At 35.7% G+C, this 18,543-nt stretch carries 15 protein-coding genes; 7 read left to right on the plus strand and 8 right to left on the minus strand.

Features of this window, described 5'->3' with window-relative positions; translation table 11 throughout:
- From arcA to HMPREF2603_RS06995, 4 genes are all read right to left on the minus strand, one after another.
- Nucleotides 1-1,236, minus strand: coding sequence for an arginine deiminase (gene arcA / locus HMPREF2603_RS06980; protein WP_002479926.1), 1,236 nt, complete (start codon nucleotides 1,234-1,236; stop codon nucleotides 1-3).
- 486 nt (nucleotides 1,237-1,722) lie between these two features.
- The gene (locus tag HMPREF2603_RS06985; RefSeq protein ID WP_060804407.1) at nucleotides 1,723-2,427 is read right to left on the minus strand and encodes a hypothetical protein; all 705 of its coding nucleotides are present in this window, start codon (nucleotides 2,425-2,427) and stop codon (nucleotides 1,723-1,725) included.
- Nucleotides 2,428-3,579 (minus strand): thiolase family protein, encoded by a 1,152-nt coding sequence (locus HMPREF2603_RS06990; RefSeq protein WP_060804408.1) that lies wholly within the window; start codon nucleotides 3,577-3,579, stop codon nucleotides 2,428-2,430.
- Entirely contained in the window at nucleotides 3,576-4,955 is a 1,380-nt protein-coding gene (locus HMPREF2603_RS06995) for an AMP-binding protein (RefSeq protein WP_070462776.1), read from the minus strand. The genes HMPREF2603_RS06990 and HMPREF2603_RS06995 overlap by 4 nt, the downstream gene beginning before the upstream one ends.
- Nucleotides 4,956-5,221: 266 nt before the next feature.
- On the opposite strand from HMPREF2603_RS06995, the gene HMPREF2603_RS07000 reads away from it, so the two are divergent.
- The 3 genes from HMPREF2603_RS07000 (at nucleotide 5,222) to HMPREF2603_RS07010 (ending at nucleotide 10,597) form a co-directional block, all read left to right on the plus strand.
- Nucleotides 5,222-6,106 carry a hypothetical protein gene (locus tag HMPREF2603_RS07000; RefSeq protein ID WP_060804410.1) on the plus strand — a complete coding sequence of 295 codons (885 nt, stop codon included), beginning with the start codon at nucleotides 5,222-5,224 and terminating at the stop codon, nucleotides 6,104-6,106.
- 344 nt (nucleotides 6,107-6,450) lie between these two features.
- Nucleotides 6,451-7,848: a YSIRK-type signal peptide-containing protein gene (locus tag HMPREF2603_RS07005; RefSeq protein WP_070502022.1), complete on the plus strand. Its 1,398-nt coding sequence runs from the start codon at nucleotides 6,451-6,453 to the stop codon at nucleotides 7,846-7,848.
- 358 nt (nucleotides 7,849-8,206) lie between these two features.
- Entirely contained in the window at nucleotides 8,207-10,597 is a 2,391-nt protein-coding gene (locus HMPREF2603_RS07010) for a YSIRK-type signal peptide-containing protein (protein WP_070502024.1), read from the plus strand.
- A 142-nt stretch (nucleotides 10,598-10,739) separates the two neighbouring features.
- On the opposite strand, the gene HMPREF2603_RS07015 is transcribed toward HMPREF2603_RS07010, so the two are convergent.
- The 3 genes from HMPREF2603_RS07015 to HMPREF2603_RS07025 form a co-directional block, all read right to left on the minus strand.
- Nucleotides 10,740-12,335 carry a xylulokinase gene (locus tag HMPREF2603_RS07015; protein ID WP_023015550.1) on the minus strand — a complete coding sequence of 532 codons (1,596 nt, stop codon included), beginning with the start codon at nucleotides 12,333-12,335 and terminating at the stop codon, nucleotides 10,740-10,742.
- Nucleotides 12,336-12,635: 300 nt separating this feature from the next.
- Nucleotides 12,636-13,757, minus strand: coding sequence for an ABC transporter permease (locus HMPREF2603_RS07020; RefSeq protein ID WP_023015551.1), 1,122 nt, complete (start codon nucleotides 13,755-13,757; stop codon nucleotides 12,636-12,638).
- Nucleotides 13,747-14,478: an ABC transporter ATP-binding protein gene (locus tag HMPREF2603_RS07025; RefSeq protein WP_023015552.1), complete on the minus strand. Its 732-nt coding sequence runs from the start codon at nucleotides 14,476-14,478 to the stop codon at nucleotides 13,747-13,749. The genes HMPREF2603_RS07020 and HMPREF2603_RS07025 overlap by 11 nt, the downstream gene beginning before the upstream one ends.
- Nucleotides 14,479-14,720: 242 nt before the next feature.
- Between HMPREF2603_RS07025 and HMPREF2603_RS07030 the strand changes: the two genes are divergently transcribed.
- The 4 genes from HMPREF2603_RS07030 (at nucleotide 14,721) to HMPREF2603_RS07045 (ending at nucleotide 17,156) form a co-directional block, all read left to right on the plus strand.
- On the plus strand, nucleotides 14,721-16,088 hold the full coding sequence (locus HMPREF2603_RS07030) for an FAD-dependent oxidoreductase (protein ID WP_023015553.1): 1,368 nt from the start codon (nucleotides 14,721-14,723) through the stop codon (nucleotides 16,086-16,088).
- A 146-nt stretch (nucleotides 16,089-16,234) separates the two neighbouring features.
- Nucleotides 16,235-16,492: a hypothetical protein gene (locus HMPREF2603_RS07035; protein WP_002479937.1), complete on the plus strand. Its 258-nt coding sequence runs from the start codon at nucleotides 16,235-16,237 to the stop codon at nucleotides 16,490-16,492.
- Between the two features lie 112 nt (nucleotides 16,493-16,604).
- A complete protein-coding gene (locus tag HMPREF2603_RS07040; protein WP_060804414.1) occupies nucleotides 16,605-16,895 on the plus strand; it encodes a hypothetical protein in 291 nt (96 codons plus the stop codon).
- A gap of 3 nt (nucleotides 16,896-16,898) precedes the next feature.
- A complete protein-coding gene (locus HMPREF2603_RS07045; protein WP_060804415.1) occupies nucleotides 16,899-17,156 on the plus strand; it encodes a hypothetical protein in 258 nt (85 codons plus the stop codon).
- Between the two features lie 59 nt (nucleotides 17,157-17,215).
- Here the strand turns inward: HMPREF2603_RS07045 and HMPREF2603_RS07050 are convergent, their stop codons facing one another.
- Complete coding sequence (locus HMPREF2603_RS07050) at nucleotides 17,216-18,361, minus strand: glycosyltransferase family 2 protein (protein ID WP_060804416.1); 1,146 nt, start codon at nucleotides 18,359-18,361, stop codon at nucleotides 17,216-17,218.
- Nucleotides 18,362-18,543 lie beyond the last annotated feature (182 nt).

Genomic DNA, 18,543 nt, shown 5'->3' on the forward strand with positions numbered 1-18,543 from the left:
TTAGATATCTTCACGGTATAACGGTTGGCTCATGCAACGTGGGCCCCCGCGTCCGCGAACTAATTCACTACCTGTTACTTCGATAACTTTAATGCCTTTGTCGCGTAATAATTGGTTAGATACATAGTTACGGTCGTAAGTAACAACGACACCTGGACGGATTGTTAATGTGTTAGATCCGTCGTTCCATTGTTCACGAGGTCCTACGATGCGGTCACCGTCACCTGTCGGAATGAAGTCGATGTGGTCTAAATTCAACGCGTCTTTTAATGTTTCTTTTAAGTTGTGTGTACGTGTGATTGTGATATCTTTGCCATCTTCAGTTGGTTCAAGTGTGAAGATATTCATGTCTTCACCTTTTTTCTCGATAGCTGAGTGGATTGTGAATTTATCATAGTCAATCATTGTGAATACTGTGTCTAAGTGCATGAATGCACGTGTATTCGCGATTTCAATCGCAACAACTTTTCTAATTTTTGAGTCTGGGTTCGCAAAGATTTGACGCGCTAATTTTTCAATCGCTTGTGCTGATGTTCTTTCAGAGATACCGATTGCGATTACTTCTTCAGAAAGAACTAATTCGTCTCCACCTTCAATGTTGTAAGGTGAGTTTCTGTCTAACCATACTGGAATATCAGCATCTTTGAATCTTGGGTGATGTTTTAAGATATAAGTGATGAAAATAGACTCTCTGCGACGTGCTGGCCAGAACATACGGTTAACTGTCATACCATTACCTACTGACGCTTGTGGGTCACGTGTGAAGTAAAGGTTTGGCATTGGGTTCATGTAGAATGGATAAGAATCGTCCACATACTCTACTAAGTGTGCATGGTCTTGTCTTACCTCTTCTTTACGAACACCTGCCATTACTTTTTCGATTAAGTCTTCGTTATTTAATGTTTCGAATAACTCTTTTACTTCTTCTTCATGGCCTAATAATGTATCTTCAGATTCCGCTAATACATCTTCAATAAATTGTTCACGTACTTTTGGATCTTCAATGGCTTCTGCAGCTAATTTTTCTAAATAAAGCACTTCTACGCCTTCGTCACGTAGCACTTGTGCAAATTTGTCATGCTCTTCTTGTGCTACTTTTAAATACGGAATATCATCAAATAATAATTCTCCTAAATACTCAGGTACTAAATTTTCTAATTCTTTACCAGGTCGTTTAAGTAATACCGTTTTTAATTTACCGATCTCACTGTTTACTTTAATTGGATGTTCATTCATTTGTGAAACCTCCTTGTTTTATTTATCTATATTGTAAGCCCTTTCAAACGATACTCATGTGAATTAAATCACATTACAACTGTTGTACTTTTCACACTTATCTTTTTATTCATTACATGTTTCTGTATATTTAATACATTTATATGGGGTTTACATGTATAAACTATGAATAATAAGCGAATTTAATGTGCTTGAAATCCCAAAGAAAAAATTTTATTCATTTTTTAGAGAATATATACATTATGTTTCATAAACCGTGTCAGTGTGGCCCTTTTAACAATGCATCTCAGTCTTAGTATTTTGAGACATAAAAAAAGAACCAGCATAAAGGTCCAATATAAATCCCTCCTTATGTGGCTCTACCCGTATTTGATTAAATAACCGCTTCTTTACAAAACTTTAAAATTTTACCAAACTGCATAAAAAAAGAAAACCACGGTGTGGTTTTCAACACTTACTAATATGCTCTTTCTTCATACCTATTTCTTATAAATCATCCATTATATATCTTACTTTAATCTCTATACATTGTTGATGCGCTGTATTATATACAATCATATGCGTATAACTGTCTTTTGAATCCACTTGAATGTATAACCATTCATTTTTCATTATCATCTGTTTATATTTAATATCTAACTTGCGGTAATCTTTTAATTCATAATCACGCGATGCTACTACCTCTAATGCTTTCATTACCACAAAATCTCCAGGCATCACATCCTCTTGCCAATGAATAGGATTATAATCAGAGACTGTTTTTAAATACGTTTCAACATCATCCCACTTTATTTCTAACGGTAAAGCTTGGGCTGGTAAAGAAAATGTTTCTTGAACGTTAAGTGTTTCAGATGATGAGGACTGTTGATGAAATGTCTCTTTCATAGTAACAAACGTTGTTTCAATCTCTATCCATATATCAGCGCTATCCGTTGCGGTAACTGTCAGTAAATAACGTGATTGCTCAAAGTGTTTAAGGGCCCGTTGATCTATTAATTTAAGTTCAGCTGTATAAGTCTTTCCTTCTATTAAAGAATGATAACGATGGATACGTTTCTGTCTTAAGATAAAAGAATGTTCAGCTGATGCTTGAAAGGGTTCAAAACGATGCCAGATATCTGTTAAATAAAACTCATCTAAAGGAACAGAAGCGTATTGCGACGATAATTTCCAAGTAAATGTCTGTTTCATTTAGTGCTCTACCTTCTCAAATAAAGTCGTAATACCTAATCCGCCACCAATGCCCATTGTAGCTAATGCATGATTTCCAGGGAAATACGTAAGAATAGAAATCAGTCGTGCGACTAAATTTGCGCCGCTTGCGCCATATGGATGTCCTTCAGCGAGTGCACCACCAAATGGATTCACTTGTTTTTCTTCTATACCAAGCAAGTCCATAGAAGCGAGTACTTGAGAGCTGAAAGCTTCATTAAATGCGACCCAATCTATATCTGAAATAGATAATCGATGTCTCATTAATAGTTGTTCGGTCGCAGGGACAGGTCCAATACCTAATAATTTGGGATTGACTCCTGAGACCTGTGCATCTATAAATTTCAATTGATCTTTTAACCCGAGTGCTTCTGCTTTTTCACGTGACATAACTAACGCTAAGGCAGCACCGTCACTTTTAGGACAAGCATTGCCGACAGTGACTGAGCCTGCATCAAATAGCGGTTTCAATCGTGCTAAACGTTGTGCAGACATCTTTTGTTTGGGTGCTTCATCTTGTGTTACTTGTTCACCACGGATTGTTAAAGGTACGATTTCACGTTGGATTTGTGATAAATGTTCAAAGTATTTTTGATGACTACGTGCCGCAAAAGCATCTTGACGTTCACGAGCAACTTGATAAACTTGCGCTACATTTTCAGCTGCTTCTAACATGCTTGGATCTCCCATAGATTCTGGGGTAAAAGGCGCACGTTCATATATTTCTGGCGGGTGTTTCTCATACAGCGATTGCGGTTTTTGAATTTTCCAAGGTGCTCGACTTGTTGATTCCACTCCTCCTGCAAGATAAATATCTCCTGCACCAGCTTGAATCATGCGACATGCCAGGTTGATTGCTTCTAAGCCTGACCCGCATTGGCGATCTATTGTCATACCTGGAATATCAGAAGAGAGTCCGGCATGAAGTAATGATTTACGCGCGAGATTACCGCCGTTACCTACTGTATTACCAATGATGACATCTTGTATATTTGAAGCGATAGACGGATGCAGCTGTATCAATTCATCGATAAGTGGCTTGAGTAAAGCTTCAGGTTCTATATGTTTAAAGATACCGCCATACTTGCCTATTGGTGTTCGTTTCGCTTCAATAATGACTGCTTCTCTCATTTTTCTTTCCTCCCATAGCGTTCATCCATCTCTTTACGTGCAATTTTCCCGCTATTCGTCCATAACATTTCTGGTACTTCAATAAAGCGCATCGGTACTTTATAACGTTCTAAATATTGACGTAAATCACGTTTTATCTCTCGAATCGTTATAGGTTGTTTTGTTTGGTAATACGCAATCAACACTTCTCCTAACTCATAATGCCTTTCACCTGTCACCATAACGTGTTGGATCGGTGTCGTTTCTAAAATTACACGTTCCACTTCTTCAGGATAGACATTCATTCCGCCCACAATTACTTTATTATTGACGCGTCCTTCTAATATCAGTTCTTGATCTTCTGTCATTTTTGCGTAATCACCTGTCGCAATAGTGTCTTGATTAGAGATGCTTTCTCCATCTACATAGCCTGAAAAGACCATATCACTTTGTACATGAAGCTGTCCGATTTGAGTAGGGTCAAACAATTTCTGTCCAGTGTCATCAGTTAAAATAACTTTAACGCCTTTGAAAAGTTTCCCGACATTCTTTGGCGCATAGTCTGTCACGTGATGATATGAAATAAAACTCGCTTCACTTGTACCGAAGAATTCAATAACTTGTGATTTCGGCATCCTTTCTTTAAAGCGTTTAATCGTATGCGGTTCTAATTTCGCACCTGACGTTAGAAATGTCACAGAGATATCTCTTAACTTTTTAGTGTTTAATTGTAAAATTTGTTCTAAAACCGAAGGTACAATAAAGACGACAGCCTTTGGATGCTCGATAAGCTGATGAAATAATTGCGCAGGATGATAATCCATCTGCATATAACACGGACAATGAGAATGGTACGCATACATCATGGCATAAAGGGTCAGTGAATGCGCAATTGGACCTGGCGCAATTACGCATGAAGGCGGTGCGTTTAAGATATCGTCATTCGCATCATAACTGACTAACCAAGAGTGCCTATTGCGATAATATGCTTTTGGCATGCCTGTCGTACCAGAAGTAAAACCGATGTGCAATAAATCATCAGGCGGTGATGTCACCTTTTGTGAGGAAGGTGTTTCTGCTTCATTTAATTGTTCAAGACGTAGTGAATTAACACCTTCAATCTTCTTATCAGCAATCACATGTGTAATCTGATAATGATTTAAAATTTGATGTAGTTGTTCAGACGTCCACTTCGCATCTAACACTACCGGTAAATAACCGCTAGATTGTACAGCGAGATAAACACGCAAGAATTGTGCCGGATCTTGAATTAATATACCAATACTTTTTGTTTGGTTTGCCCATTGTGCAATGTAGCCACGATCTATGTTCAACACATCATTTAATTGTGCTTTTGTTAATCGGCTTGCTTCGGTTTGAATGACGATATCAGACATACAGACCACCTTTCCTTTAATAAAATTTATTTCAAAGCAGTTTAATTTTATCATAGTGCTATTGAGAAAGAATGAGTTAGCTTTATAATCTATCCACCACACAATCCAATTCATTATTCTTTTGTATGCAAAATTATTGTATACTAATTATGAACGAGGATTTTACAGTGTTTAGATTTGGACGGACGACCTTCGTAACCTCACATAAACTCGAATCTTTCCTCACTATCTATGAATTTTCATCTTGAGAACAAGGGGGCATGTTTATGGAACAAGCTCACAGAATTTTAAGTATTTATACGCGTTTGCTTCAACAAAAGGTTGTAAATAAGTATGAGCTGTCTAACGAATGGGGTGTCTCTTCAAGGAGAATACAAAGAGATATCGATAATATTCGGAATTTTCTTTACGATACAGACGAATGGCATGGTTATCGTAAAGAGATTACCTACAATCATAAGTTAGAATCTTATGAAATGGACAGTTCCAGTTCAAACCATGAAGTCTCACTTTACTTTTTGCTGACGTTGTTAGAAACCGTTTCACCTGATATTGATCAACATCTTTATAATTATTTAGAATTACTGATTGCGACTTTCCATACGCAACATGAAAGTGAATTACGTTCACATTTGTCTAAGTTGAAAGTAGGCAAACGTTTCGATGAACTCAATCATATTGTGACTGCTTCACGTGCAATCAATAAATCTCAAAAGCTATATACTGATAACCACCAAGAGATTACCCCTATCGGCATTCAATATTATAACTTTACATTCAACCTAATTTATAAGATGCATGATCAAATCCTTTCTACTGACTTAAAACAAAAAGTTGTCACTTTCAGTCCAAACCACTTCCATGCACAATCCGTCTATAACTCTATAGAATGGGTCACATTTGAACTCGTGCCAGAACTCTATGAATTGATTCGACATCGTTACCAACACAAAATCATTAAATTAGTTAATAAAAAGTATTATGTCATTCGTATTAAAATGTGTGTTGAAGATGCGATTAACTTCTGTTTCACTGCACGAAATCAAGCACGGCTTGTCGGACCTGAAAGTACATATCAAATTGTGATGAAAGAATTGTTGAAACTCCAAGAAACATACTTATTTACTCGACTAAGCGCAAATGAATATTAACATGAAAGCTGTATGTTCAATTTGGACATGCAGCTTTTTTGTCGAAACTTATAATGAGTTTCTTCCTATATTAATAGCCACTTTCTGTTTATTCTATCACGCTTTCACTTTTTCTTAATCATTTTAACTTTCCGTTTAAACATATAGTCATCAGATGACATAATGTGTCATACAATGTGGATAAGTCGTGTGCTTTATTTATGAAAAGCGCATTCATTTTTCTGATAAATGAAAATTTATGTCTACACCTATTATGTAAAATAAATGTATAAGCAATATATATTTTTTTCATCTTAGTAAGTCTATCAAAGTATATGCATATTTATTATTAGGAGGATTAGAAAATGAAAAAGAAACAACTATTTTCTTTACGTAAGCTATCTGTGGGGATTGCTTCAGTATCACTTGGGACATTAGTCTTTTTAGGCGGAGGACAAACAGTAAGCGCTGAAACACAAGATTTAAATCAAAAAACTCAAGAAGCTTACAACACGATTAATAACTTACCGAGTTTAACAGATGCTGAGAAAGATGCGTACAATCAACAAATCTTAGAACAAAGCGGACAAAACAACTCAAACTTTGATGCGATTTTAGCTGAAGCTCAACAAGATAATACACAAGCAGCTGAGGATATTAACTATGCTTCTCAAGATGCTTACAACATTATCAACAACTTGCCTAGCTTAACTGATGCGCAAAAAGACGCATATAACCAACAAATTCTTGAATCAGCTGGTGCTAACAACACAAACTTCGACGCTATCTTAGCAGAAGCTCAAAAAGTAAATGAGCAAGCAGCTCAAAATATCAACCAAGCTTCTCAAGAGGCTTATAACACAATCAACAACTTACCTAACTTAACAGATGCTCAAAAAGATGCATACAATCAGCGTATCTTAGAAGTTGCAGGTACAAATAGCACTGACTTCGATGCAATTTTATCAGAAGCTAAAGCTGCTGATGCTCAAGCTGCTAAAGAAACACCTGAAGCACTAGAAGCGTTAAACAAAGCAACTCAAGATGCATATAACACAATTAACAACTTACCTAATTTAACAGATGCACAAAAAGATGACTTCAACCACCAAATCTTAGTTGAAAGTGGTCAAAACAGCACAGAAAAATTTGAAGCTATTTTAGCTGAAGCAAAAGCTTTAGATGCTAAACAAGCACCAGTTGAAGAAGACAAAGCTGACGATAAAGAAAAACAAGAAGATTCAAAATCAGAAGATAAAGCTACTGAAGAAGAAGCAAAACCTGAAGACAACAAGTCTGAAGAGAAAGCTGATCAAAAAGAACAACCTAAAGAAGATGCTAAAACTGAAGGTAAAGTAAAAGAAGAAAAAACACCTGAAAACAAAACAGATGAAAAAGCTGTAGAGAAAGATATTAAAAAAGCTGCGGATGAAAAAACTTCAGTAAAAGAGAGAACTAAAGTAGCTCATGATGCAGTGAACAAATTAGAAAATCTAACTCAAAAACAAAAAGACGCTTATATCGCACAAATCGATAAATCAGCTAAAGAAGATAAAGGTGCACAATTCGAAGCAATCTTAACAGAAGCTAAAGCAGAAGACGCTATAGTTGCGAAAGAAAATGCGAAACCTAAAGCTGATGCAAAAGAATTACCAGCAACTGGTGAATCAGACGAAGTACTATTTGGTTTATTATCTGGCTCTTTATTTGCAAGCGCAGGTACTTTATTCTTATTAAACGCACGTCGTAAAGAAAGTAAGTAATATTTTTCTTCTATCTAACATTATAAAAACTCCCCTATCTCAAACAACCTGGTAGAAATATCTATCGGGTTGTTTTATTTTCATTAATAAAATGCTTTGCTTGAAGGTATTTTTCAATAGTAAGTGCGTTCTATTATGTGATTAAATTTCGTTAAAATCTTATATTTTCTCTCCGTTAGACACAATATGTCATTATAAATATAAAACTTTACACTACCTAATTACAAAATTTTCAAACAATTTTAATTGAGTGAACCATGCTGTCTATATCCATTGTGTAAAATAGATTCATATCTATATATTATCCATCACATTACCATCAATACTATGCATAGTACATTAGGAGGAGAAATACACCATGAAGAAAAAACAACTATTTTCTTTACGTAAATTATCAGTCGGTATCGCATCTGTATCTTTAGGAACAGTAGTATTTTTAAGCGGAGCTCAAGCTGTCAATGCTCAAGACAATGCTCCAGATGCTACAACTATTACACAAAACGCTTATAACGTGGTAAATAATTTACCAAATATTTCTGACAAAACAAAAGATGCTTATATCGCAAAAATCACTGCTGCAGCTGGCAATAACAAACTTACTGACGTTGAAGGCATTGTAAACAGCGCTAAAGCTGAAGATGCTCAAGTTGCAACTGCTAAAAAAGTTGCTGCTGAACAAGACGCTAAAGCTGTTAACCAACAAGTAGAACTTGCTAAAAAAGTTGCTATTGAAACAGCTAAAAAAGATCACGCTCAAAAAATCGCTAATGCTAAAGCTGAAATTTATAAATTAGAAAATCTTTCTAACTTTACAAAAGCTAGATACAGCGCAAAAATCACTAAAGCAGCTACTGATGAAATTGCAGGATTAGTTCAAAATGCTAAAGCTGAAGATGCTAAAATTGCAACTGCTAAAAATGCAGGTAAAGAACAAGCTAAAGCTGACGCTGCTGCGAAAGATAAAGCTGTTAAAGCTTTAAACCAAAAAACTGCTGATGCTTATCAAGTAATCAATTCTTTGAAAAACATCACTGACAAACAACAATTAAGCTTCTTACATCAAGTTGAAGTAGACAGCGGCACTAACAACGGTGAACGTATCGATGCTATCGTTGCTGACGCTAAACAATTAGACGCTCAATTCGCTTATGATAAAGAACAAAAAGCTAAAGCTGACGCTGCTGCGAAAGATAAAGCTGTTAAAGCTTTAAACCAAAAAACTGCTGATGCTTATCAAGTAATCAATTCTTTGAAAAACATCACTGACAAACAACAATTAAGCTTCTTACATCAAGTTGAAGTAGACAGCGGTACTAACAACGGCGAACGAATCAATGTTATCGTTGCTGACGCTAAACAATTAGATGCTCAATTCGCTTATGATAAAGAACAAAAAGCTAAAGCTGAACAAAAAGCTGCAAGAGAATTAAATACTTTAACTCAAGTTGCTTATAACACAGTTAACGGCTTACACAACTTAACTGATCAACAAAAAGATGCATTCAACAAACAAATCTTACATGACAGTGGTAACAACAACGGTCATAACTTAAACAACATCGTTGCTAATGCAAAATCTTTAGACGAACAAAATGGTAACGCTAAACATGCTCGTGAAGCTGGTGCTAGCACTGTTGAACAAAAAGACAAAGCTGTTAGAGAATTAAATACTTTAACTTCAGTTGCTTATAACACAGTTAACGGTTTACACAACTTAACTGATGCTCAAAAAGAAGATTTCAACTATCAAATCTTAGTAGATAGCGGAAACAACAACGGTCAAAAAATTAATGACATCGTTGCTGCTGCTAAACAAAAAGATGCTGAAAATGCTCAAGCTAAACACGTTCGTGAAGCGGGTGCCAACACTAATCTTCCAGCAGATGTAGCTAAAAAAGTTAAAGCAGCTCACAATACTGTTGAAGCTTTGAAAAACTTAAAACCTGAACAAAAAGCTGCTGCACACCGCAAACTTAACGAAGTTGCACGTACAGATGCCAAAGCTATTGATACTGTTGTTGCTCAAGCTAAAGAATTAAATGCTAACCAAGCTCCAGCTAATAATGAAGGCGCTAAAAAAGAAATTGAATTAGCTCAAAAAGCTCACGCTGATCAAATTAAACAAGCTCAAGCTCTAGTTAATAAATTAGAAAATGTTTCTAAAGAAGCTAAAGATGAATACAACAGCAGAATTGCTAAAGCTGCTACTGATGAAGTAGAAGCAATCGTTAAAGAAGCTCAAGCTGAAGATGCTCATGCTGTTACTGCTAAAAAAGAAATTACAGCAGCTAAAAATGCTCACACTGAACAAATTAAAAAAGCTCAAACTTTAGTTGATAATTTAGGAAACCTTTCTAAAAAAGCTAAAGATGAATACAAAAACAAAATTGCTAAAGCTGCTACTGATGAAGTAGAAGCAATCGTTAAAGAAGCTCAAGCTGAAAATGCTAAACAAGCTCCAGCTAAAAAAGATGTTAAACCTGCTCAAAAAGCTGCAACTACTCCAGTTCAAGCAAAAGACAACAAAGCTGGTCAAAATAATAAAGTTGTAACTGGTCAAAAAGCTGGTCAAACTACAGCTACTACTAACAAAGCAGCTGCTCAACAAAAAGCTAAAGACGCTAAAAAACAATTACCTGCAACTGGTGAACAAGATCAAGTATTATTCGGATTATTATCTGGTTCATTATTCGCAAGTGCTGGTACATTATTCTTATTAAATGCACGTCGTCGTAAAGAAAACGAATAATTTAATCCTTATTCTTTCTAAAAATTAACACCTATACTGAAACCCGGTAGGGAAATGGTCAATGGCCGTTATCCTTACCGGGTTTCTTTGATTTTGACTTATTTCTCTCTAATGTCTGCACAATATTCTCCTTTGTTTATCTTTATGAATTAAAGTGTGTATCTGCTTGACGTTCTAAAGGTAATCCCGCTTCAAACCGCTCAATATACTGTTTGAAACTCTCTACATCCTCTGCTTTTGGTTCAAGCACTAATGCTTCGACATCACCAAATGCATGATGATCTAAGTAATCTGACAGTTTTTGACCTTGGTGGTCCACATGATAACGGGCAAGCACCGCAATACCCCATGCGCCGCCTTCACTGGCTGTCTGCATCACACTGACCGGACTTTCAAGTGCTGCAGCTAAGAAGCTTTGTGCTACGCCTTCTGTTTTAAAAATACCGCCGTGACCAATCATACTGTCGATTTCCAACGCTTCATTACGTTTCAATAAATCGATACCGATTTTCAACGTACTAAAAGCACTGAAAATATGTGTTTTCATCACATTCGCCAAATTAAACTGGCTTTCTACACTGCGAATGAACATTGGATAACCTTTTGGCACATCTGTAATAAATTCACCCGAAACATAGCCATAAGATAATAAATGACCAAGTTCTTTATCCCCTTCAAGCGCCTTTTCGAACATCCGTGTAAATAAGTCTTCCTTCGTATATGCAGCTCCCATCGTATCCAGCACTTCTGCGAATAAATCCATCCAAGCATTGATATCAGACGTGCAGTTATTCGCATGAATCATTGCGACTTCATCACCTGCAGGTGTCGTCACTAAATCAACTTCTGGATACAATTTCTCTAATGGATGATCTAAGACAATCATAGAGAAGATACTTGTCCCTGCAGAAATATTTCCTGTTCTTGGCGCGACACTTTTCGTTGCGACCATACCTGTTGCCGCATCACCTTCAGGTGCACACATCGGGCATCCAGCTTGTAACTCTTGATTTGGATCAATCAACTTCGCACCTGTTTCTGTTAAGTAACCTGCATCTTCTCCAGCTACCAACACTTTCGGTAAAACATCATACACATCTTGCGTATAACCTTCTTTGTGATAAAGGTCATTAAATTGATTTAATAAATCTTCCCTGAAGCGATGCGTCTTCGGGTCTATTGGAAACATACCTGAAGCATCTCCAACGCCTAAAACGCGTTCACCTGTTAAATACCAATGTACATAACCAGATAATGTCGTCATATATCGAACGTGTTGCGTATGTGGTGCATCATGAATCGCCGCATCATATAACTGCGCAATACTCCACCTTTCAGGAATATTCACCCCAAAATGTTCTGTCAGCTTACGTGCTGCATCATGTGCGTTATTATTACGCCAAGTACGAAATGGTACTAATAAATCGTCTTTATCATCAAACGCTAAATAGCCATGCATCATACCACTGATACCTAAAGACTTTAACTGTTTAATAGCTACACCATACTTGTCTTTTACTTCATCCGTCATCGATTGATAACTGATTTGAAGACCGTTCCAGACATCATTAAGTGAATACGTCCAAAATCCATCTTTAAATGTGTTCTCCCATTCAAATGACCCTGTTGCGATTGTTTCACATTGTGCATTAACTGCGACTGTTTTGATTCGTGTAGACCCAAGTTCTATACCTACACTGATATCTCCAGCTTCAATCTGTTCCTTAATCCTTTCCACAGTTTCCACCTTCTCCTAATATTCATTCACTTTCTCTATTTATGTAACAGTTGTATATACAACTGTGTAACCGTTATCATAAATCGTAATCCACAATGAAAGCGTTGTCAATAAATATCTTAAACGTTTAAGGTTTATTCTTACACTTTAACAAGTGATTTACTAAATATTGGTAGTGTTTGGTGGTTCATGTATTTTCGAGCGCAGTAAATAGTATCATGTTTATGAATATTGAGATAAGTATATAAAAACTAAAAAAGAGACCTGTCCTTTTTGAACAGATCTCAATGTATGAATCACTCACACTTTTCTATAACGTTTTAAGCCTACAATATTCAGTATCGTAAATATTACAATAAAGAGAACTAAAATACCGATATCAAACCAGAATGTATTAATACTTTGTGCTTTAATCATAACTTTAGTCAACGCATCCCCTGCATACCGTAATGGGAACAAATAGCCGATACTTGCGATAAAGCGATTCACATTATCCAACGGAATAATACCAGAGAATAATACTTGCGGTACGACTACAATCGGAATAAACTGCAGCATTTGAAACTCTGAATTCGCAAACGTGGATACGAATAATCCCATAGTAAGTGCCGCAAAGGCAATCAGTATATTGATTAATAGTACCCACAAGATATTGCCTGCGACATCAACTTTCAATAAGTAAATTGAAAACAGTACAATAATCAACGTTTGTATCACCGCAAAGATACCGTATCCGACTAAGTAACCGAACACAATTTCACTACGCTTGATTGAAGTCGCAAGTATACGTTCTAAAGTACCTGTCGTTCTTTCTCTTAGTAACGCAATACCTGAAATTAAGAATACAAATAAAAAGACAAAGAAGCCCATTAAAATCGGAAACATTTTATCAAAATAACTGCTGTTAGCATCTCCATATAAATAATGCGCATCAAGTGAGGTTAATTCTGATGTTTGATTTGTTTTCATAGCTGCTTTACCTGCTTGAGGCATCTCAGCCAGTTTTGTTTTCATAGTTTTCATTTCACCCGCAAGTGCTTGCATTTTATCTTTTTGAAGGGTACCAGCTAGCATTTGTTTTACCGCTGTCGTTTTACTTGGGTTCTCATTCGTATAAGTGACCACTAATTGTTTATCATCTTTTTGAACATAGGCATCTAAATCATGCTGTTCGATTAAGGTTTTGACAGATTCAGAATTAGAATAAGTTTCTGTCTGCACTTTATCTTTTGGCAGTGCTTTAACAAAAGATTTAGGGACATCTTCAGAGAAGCCGATATTTAAGTGTTCTTCATTATCGCTATTAAACAAAAAGAACATAATTGTCAAAATGATTAAAGGGACGATAAACATTAAAGCGAGCGTACGTTTATCACGAACTAAATCAATCATGACACGTTTTAAGACTGCTTTAAATCTCATGACCCTTCGCCTCCTCTGCTTTTAAGAATACCTCTTCAATACTTGAAGCATTAAACTGTTGTTTTAATTCATTTGGTGAGCCTAACGCAAAGATATGACCGTCTACTAATAAGCCAACTTGATCACAACGTTCTGCTTCATCCATGACATGTGTTGTCATCAAAATAGTTTGTCCTTGTTCAGCTAGTTGACGCAGTTCATGCCAGATTTTTTGACGTAGACTCGGATCAATACCCACAGTCGGTTCATCTAAAATAAGCAAGTCTGGTCTCCCTAATAAAGTAATTGCTAGGGATAAACGCCGTTTCATACCGCCTGAAAATGTATGTACAATTTGCGATTGTTTATCTTCTAAATCGACCAGTTTCATATAGCGTTTAATATCCTCGTTTAATTGCTTGCCGGATAATCCTTTTAAATTACCAAAGAATACTAAGTTCTCTTTCGCACTTAAATTCTCATATAAAGCGAGTGTTTGTCCCATATAACCGACATGGCTCAATACTTTACGATTTGGCATTGAATGATTATAAATAGATGCTTCTCCTCCATCTAACTGTTCCATACCTAGCCAACATTTAATAGCTGTTGTTTTGCCTGAACCACTCGGTCCGATTAATCCCATAATTTGACCTTGTTGAAGCGTCAACGAAATATCTTCCAGCACCGTTTGCTTATTAAACGCTTTAGATGCATGTGTTAACTGTGCGACAGCTTGCATAACTTCTCCCCCATTTCCTATCTCTATTGCATATTCATATTACTTTCATTATAAGCCATTCTGGTCTACGAACAACGTATCACCTTTTTAAAACACCTTAATTACACATTTTAAATATGACAATTTTATCAACTTTGAACAATAGCCTGATATGTAAGTCTAGCAATTAACCTTAAGGGTAAATATAATAATGAGACTATTTATATATAAATACAACTTATATTAGAGGAGGCTATTTCTTTATGAAATATGTAATTGTCGGAACTTCTCACGCAGGTTATGCGGCAATCGAAACGCTATTAATTTCAGATCCAGAAGCAGAAATTGAAGTGTTTGAAAGTGCAGATAAACCTTCATTCTTATCCTGTGGTATTCAAAGTTATCTAGAAGATGTTGCGCCTAGTTTAGATTCACTACACTATGCAAGCGAGGAATCACTAGAAGATCGTGGTGTTAAAGTTCATGTGAATACTACAGTAACTGACTTAGATACTGAAAATAAAACTGTAACAGTTCAAGATAAAGACAATAATGAATCTAAAGTTGATTATGATAAATTATTCCTAAGTCCAGGCGGCGTACCAAATGCACCGCCAATTGATGGCATCAATGACTATAATAATGTGTTATTCATGCGTGGTGCTGACTGGGCAGGCAAAATCAAAGAACGCATGAAATCTGCGAAAAAAGCAATCGTTGTCGGCGGCGGTTATATCGGTATTGAAGCTGCAGAAGCTTTCGTTAAAGCTGGTATTGATACAACAGTGATGGATGACGGAGATCGTTTAATTAAGACGTACCTAGACAAAGAATTTACTGATATTCTCGAAGAGAATGCGAAAGAACACGGTTTAAAATTCAGAGGTAACGAAAATGTGAAAGCATTAAAAGCAGATGATAATAATAACGTAACTGGCGTTGTGACAGACAACGGAGAATTTGAAGCCGATACAGTTATCTTTACTGTAGGTGTTAAACCTGCGACAGAATGGTTAGATGGTAAAGTGAAATTAGGTACTAAAGGTATTATTGAAATTAACGACCACCTTGAAACATCTGAAAAAGATATCTACGCAAGTGGTGACGCAACAATGATTCCTTATGCACCTATTGAAGAAGAACGCTATATTGCCCTTGCGACAAACTCTCGTCGTCAAGGTTATGTCGCAGCACGCAACATGGCTGGTCATGATATGAAAATGCCTAGAGTTTCTGGTACATCTGGCTTATCATTATTCGATTATAAATTTGGTCAAACAGGTGTACACGAATCAGAAAAAGATAATTATGACGGTAATTTAGGTGCAACGTATATCGAAGTGCCTGTACGTCCTAAATTCAGACAAGATGATACAACTGTGCATCTGAAAATTATCTATGATGAAGATTCTCACCGTATCTTAGGTGGTCAAATTATGAGTAAAGAAGACTTAGTAGAATCTATCAATACAATTTCAGTCGCAATCAATGCGGGTTGGAAATTGGAAGATTTAGCGTTAGTTGACTTCTTCTTCCAACCTAACTTTGATCGTCCATGGAACTATCTAAACGTCTTGGCACAACGTGCATTAGGCGATGATGTCTTCCCTAAAGACAATCAATTATTCTAACAACTCATTAAATTAATAATCATGTAGAGTGCGGGGCAGTGTCAAAACGGCACTGTCCCGCTTCTCATGTATTTGCTTAACATACCAACTGCCTTTAGAATGAAAGTAAGCTCAAAAACATAGATAAATGAGGAGGTTCGTCTAATATGTCTCCAGTTTTAATGTGGGTATTATCATTAATTTTCTTCGTGACGGTTATTTTAATTCAAGGTTCTTTAATGAAACGTATTAAAAGCGACTGGAATTTAATCGTGCCTGTAATTTCTGTACTCGTGATGACAGGTTTATTCATCGCAAACTATATCGTCGTTCCAGTCTACATTCTTTATGTACTTGTGACTGCGTTTCACGTTTATAGATACACACACGGTACTGTCAAAAACTTTAAAGGTTTCAAAGACTGACTTACACACATACCTAATTGATTTTAGGTATGTTTTTTATTGTCTTAACAAGCTCAACCAATATGATAAACTATAACCATAATCAATAATATATTATAAAGAAGGTGCAACGTTGGCTACTTTTCTAAGTACTATCAGTATCGTCATTCTTTATATTGCCGCATTATTTACGCAACACTACATACTGCGTCATACCAATAAAAAATATAAGTTTGTAGTACCGATTGTATATTCAGTCATTTTGTTGGTGTTGTTCTTAACACATATCATTAACTTACCAACTTTTATTATTTTCTTTATATTAGGCGCAGTTCAACTCTTCGGCCTTGAACAACAACTTAAACGACATGAGGAAAATAAACAGAAACATTCTGAAGCAGACAAAAAGAAAGAGGTGTCATAAAATATGTCTCCATTTTTAATGCATTGGATTGTACCGATTGTTACGCTGATTATTGCGATTCTTCTTCAAAAAGTAATTGCGTCAAAAGCAAGTGGCAAAGCTAAGTTTATCATTCCTGTTTTATTCTTCATTATAATTATCGGGTATAATTTGCAAGGTATTATCTTATTAGCTCATGCAGTTATTTTTATTGTAGTCGGTGAATTCTTCATCGTACTTCAAGGTTTCAAATCTGATAAAGCACATGATGAAACTGACTAATATTATAAAAGCGGCACGTTTAACGAAAGATTTTGCTTTCTTAAACATGCCGCTTTATTTTATACATTCATTTGTTTGATACGTTGTGCTTGTTTTTCTTTTTCTTTTAATTCACTTTCTTCTCGTTCTTGTAAATTCGTTTTGTATGATACAGGTTCTTGAGGTTTTGGTATCGCATGATGCAAGGGTTCTATATTAGGATATTTCTCTCGTTGATTAGATGTTGATTCGAATTCCTCTGTTTTCTTCTTTTCTGCTGACTGTTCTTTTAAATTTGAATCTTGTTGAAGATATTTCGGACGATTCTTCACTTCATAATAAATACGTCCAATATATTCACCAATAACTCCTAATGAAATCAACTGAATACTACCTAAGAATAAAATCGCAAAAATTGTAGTGAAATAACCTGGTGCGTCAATACCGTTAAAGATAATCATTAAGAAATTGATTAACAAGTATAATAAACTAATACCAAAAATCCCCATACCAAAGTACATAATTGTACGTAACGGCTTGTTGTTAAACGAAATTACACCGTCTACACCGTAATCTAATAATTTAAAGAACGACCACTTAGAGTCCCCAGCTATGCGTTCTTGGTTTTCGTATTCAATCGTTTCTGTCTTATAACCTACCCAAGAAAATAATCCTTTAGAGAATCTTTGTGTCTCTCCTAAATCAGCAAGTGTACGTACGACACGTTGACTTAATAAACGGAAATCACCTACACCATCTTCAATTGGTACATCGACAAAGCGATTGACCAACTTATAATAACAATGCGTCATAAATTTACGTGTAGCTTTTTCACCTTCACGATTACGTTTAGCAATAACTTGGTCTGTACCATTTTCTAAATACTTCTCAATCATTTGTGGAATTAATTCAGGTGGATGTTGTAGATCACCATCTAAAATAATCACTGCATCTACATCTCTACTTTGATCCAGTCCAGCATACATTGCAGCTTCTTTACCAAAGTTTCTACTGAATTCAATGTATTTTACGTGTGAGTCTTTTAAAGCATATTGCTTAACTAGATGAATGGTTTGATCACTACTGCCATCATCTATAAATAGCAAATCATAATCATAGCCTTGCAACTTTGAGTCAGTTTCCAATACTTTTGTTAATTCTTTATATGTGTAATTGATAACATCTTCTTCATTGAAACATGGGATTAACATTCTTACTTTAACCATTTTATAGCTCCGTTCTATGTTTAAAATTACTGATTTAATAAAACAAAAGGTTAGTCTTTATATATACCCATTTTTATGGCCAGTCACTTACCTTGTATAATGTTCAAGTAAAGTTTGTCCTTGATTATACATACTTCACTTTACATACTCCAATAAAACCGGCCATCTTTACAAAATCTAAA

The organism is Staphylococcus sp. HMSC055C03, from assembly GCF_001809385.1.
In the GTDB taxonomy this organism is placed as follows: domain Bacteria; phylum Bacillota; class Bacilli; order Staphylococcales; family Staphylococcaceae; genus Staphylococcus; species Staphylococcus simulans.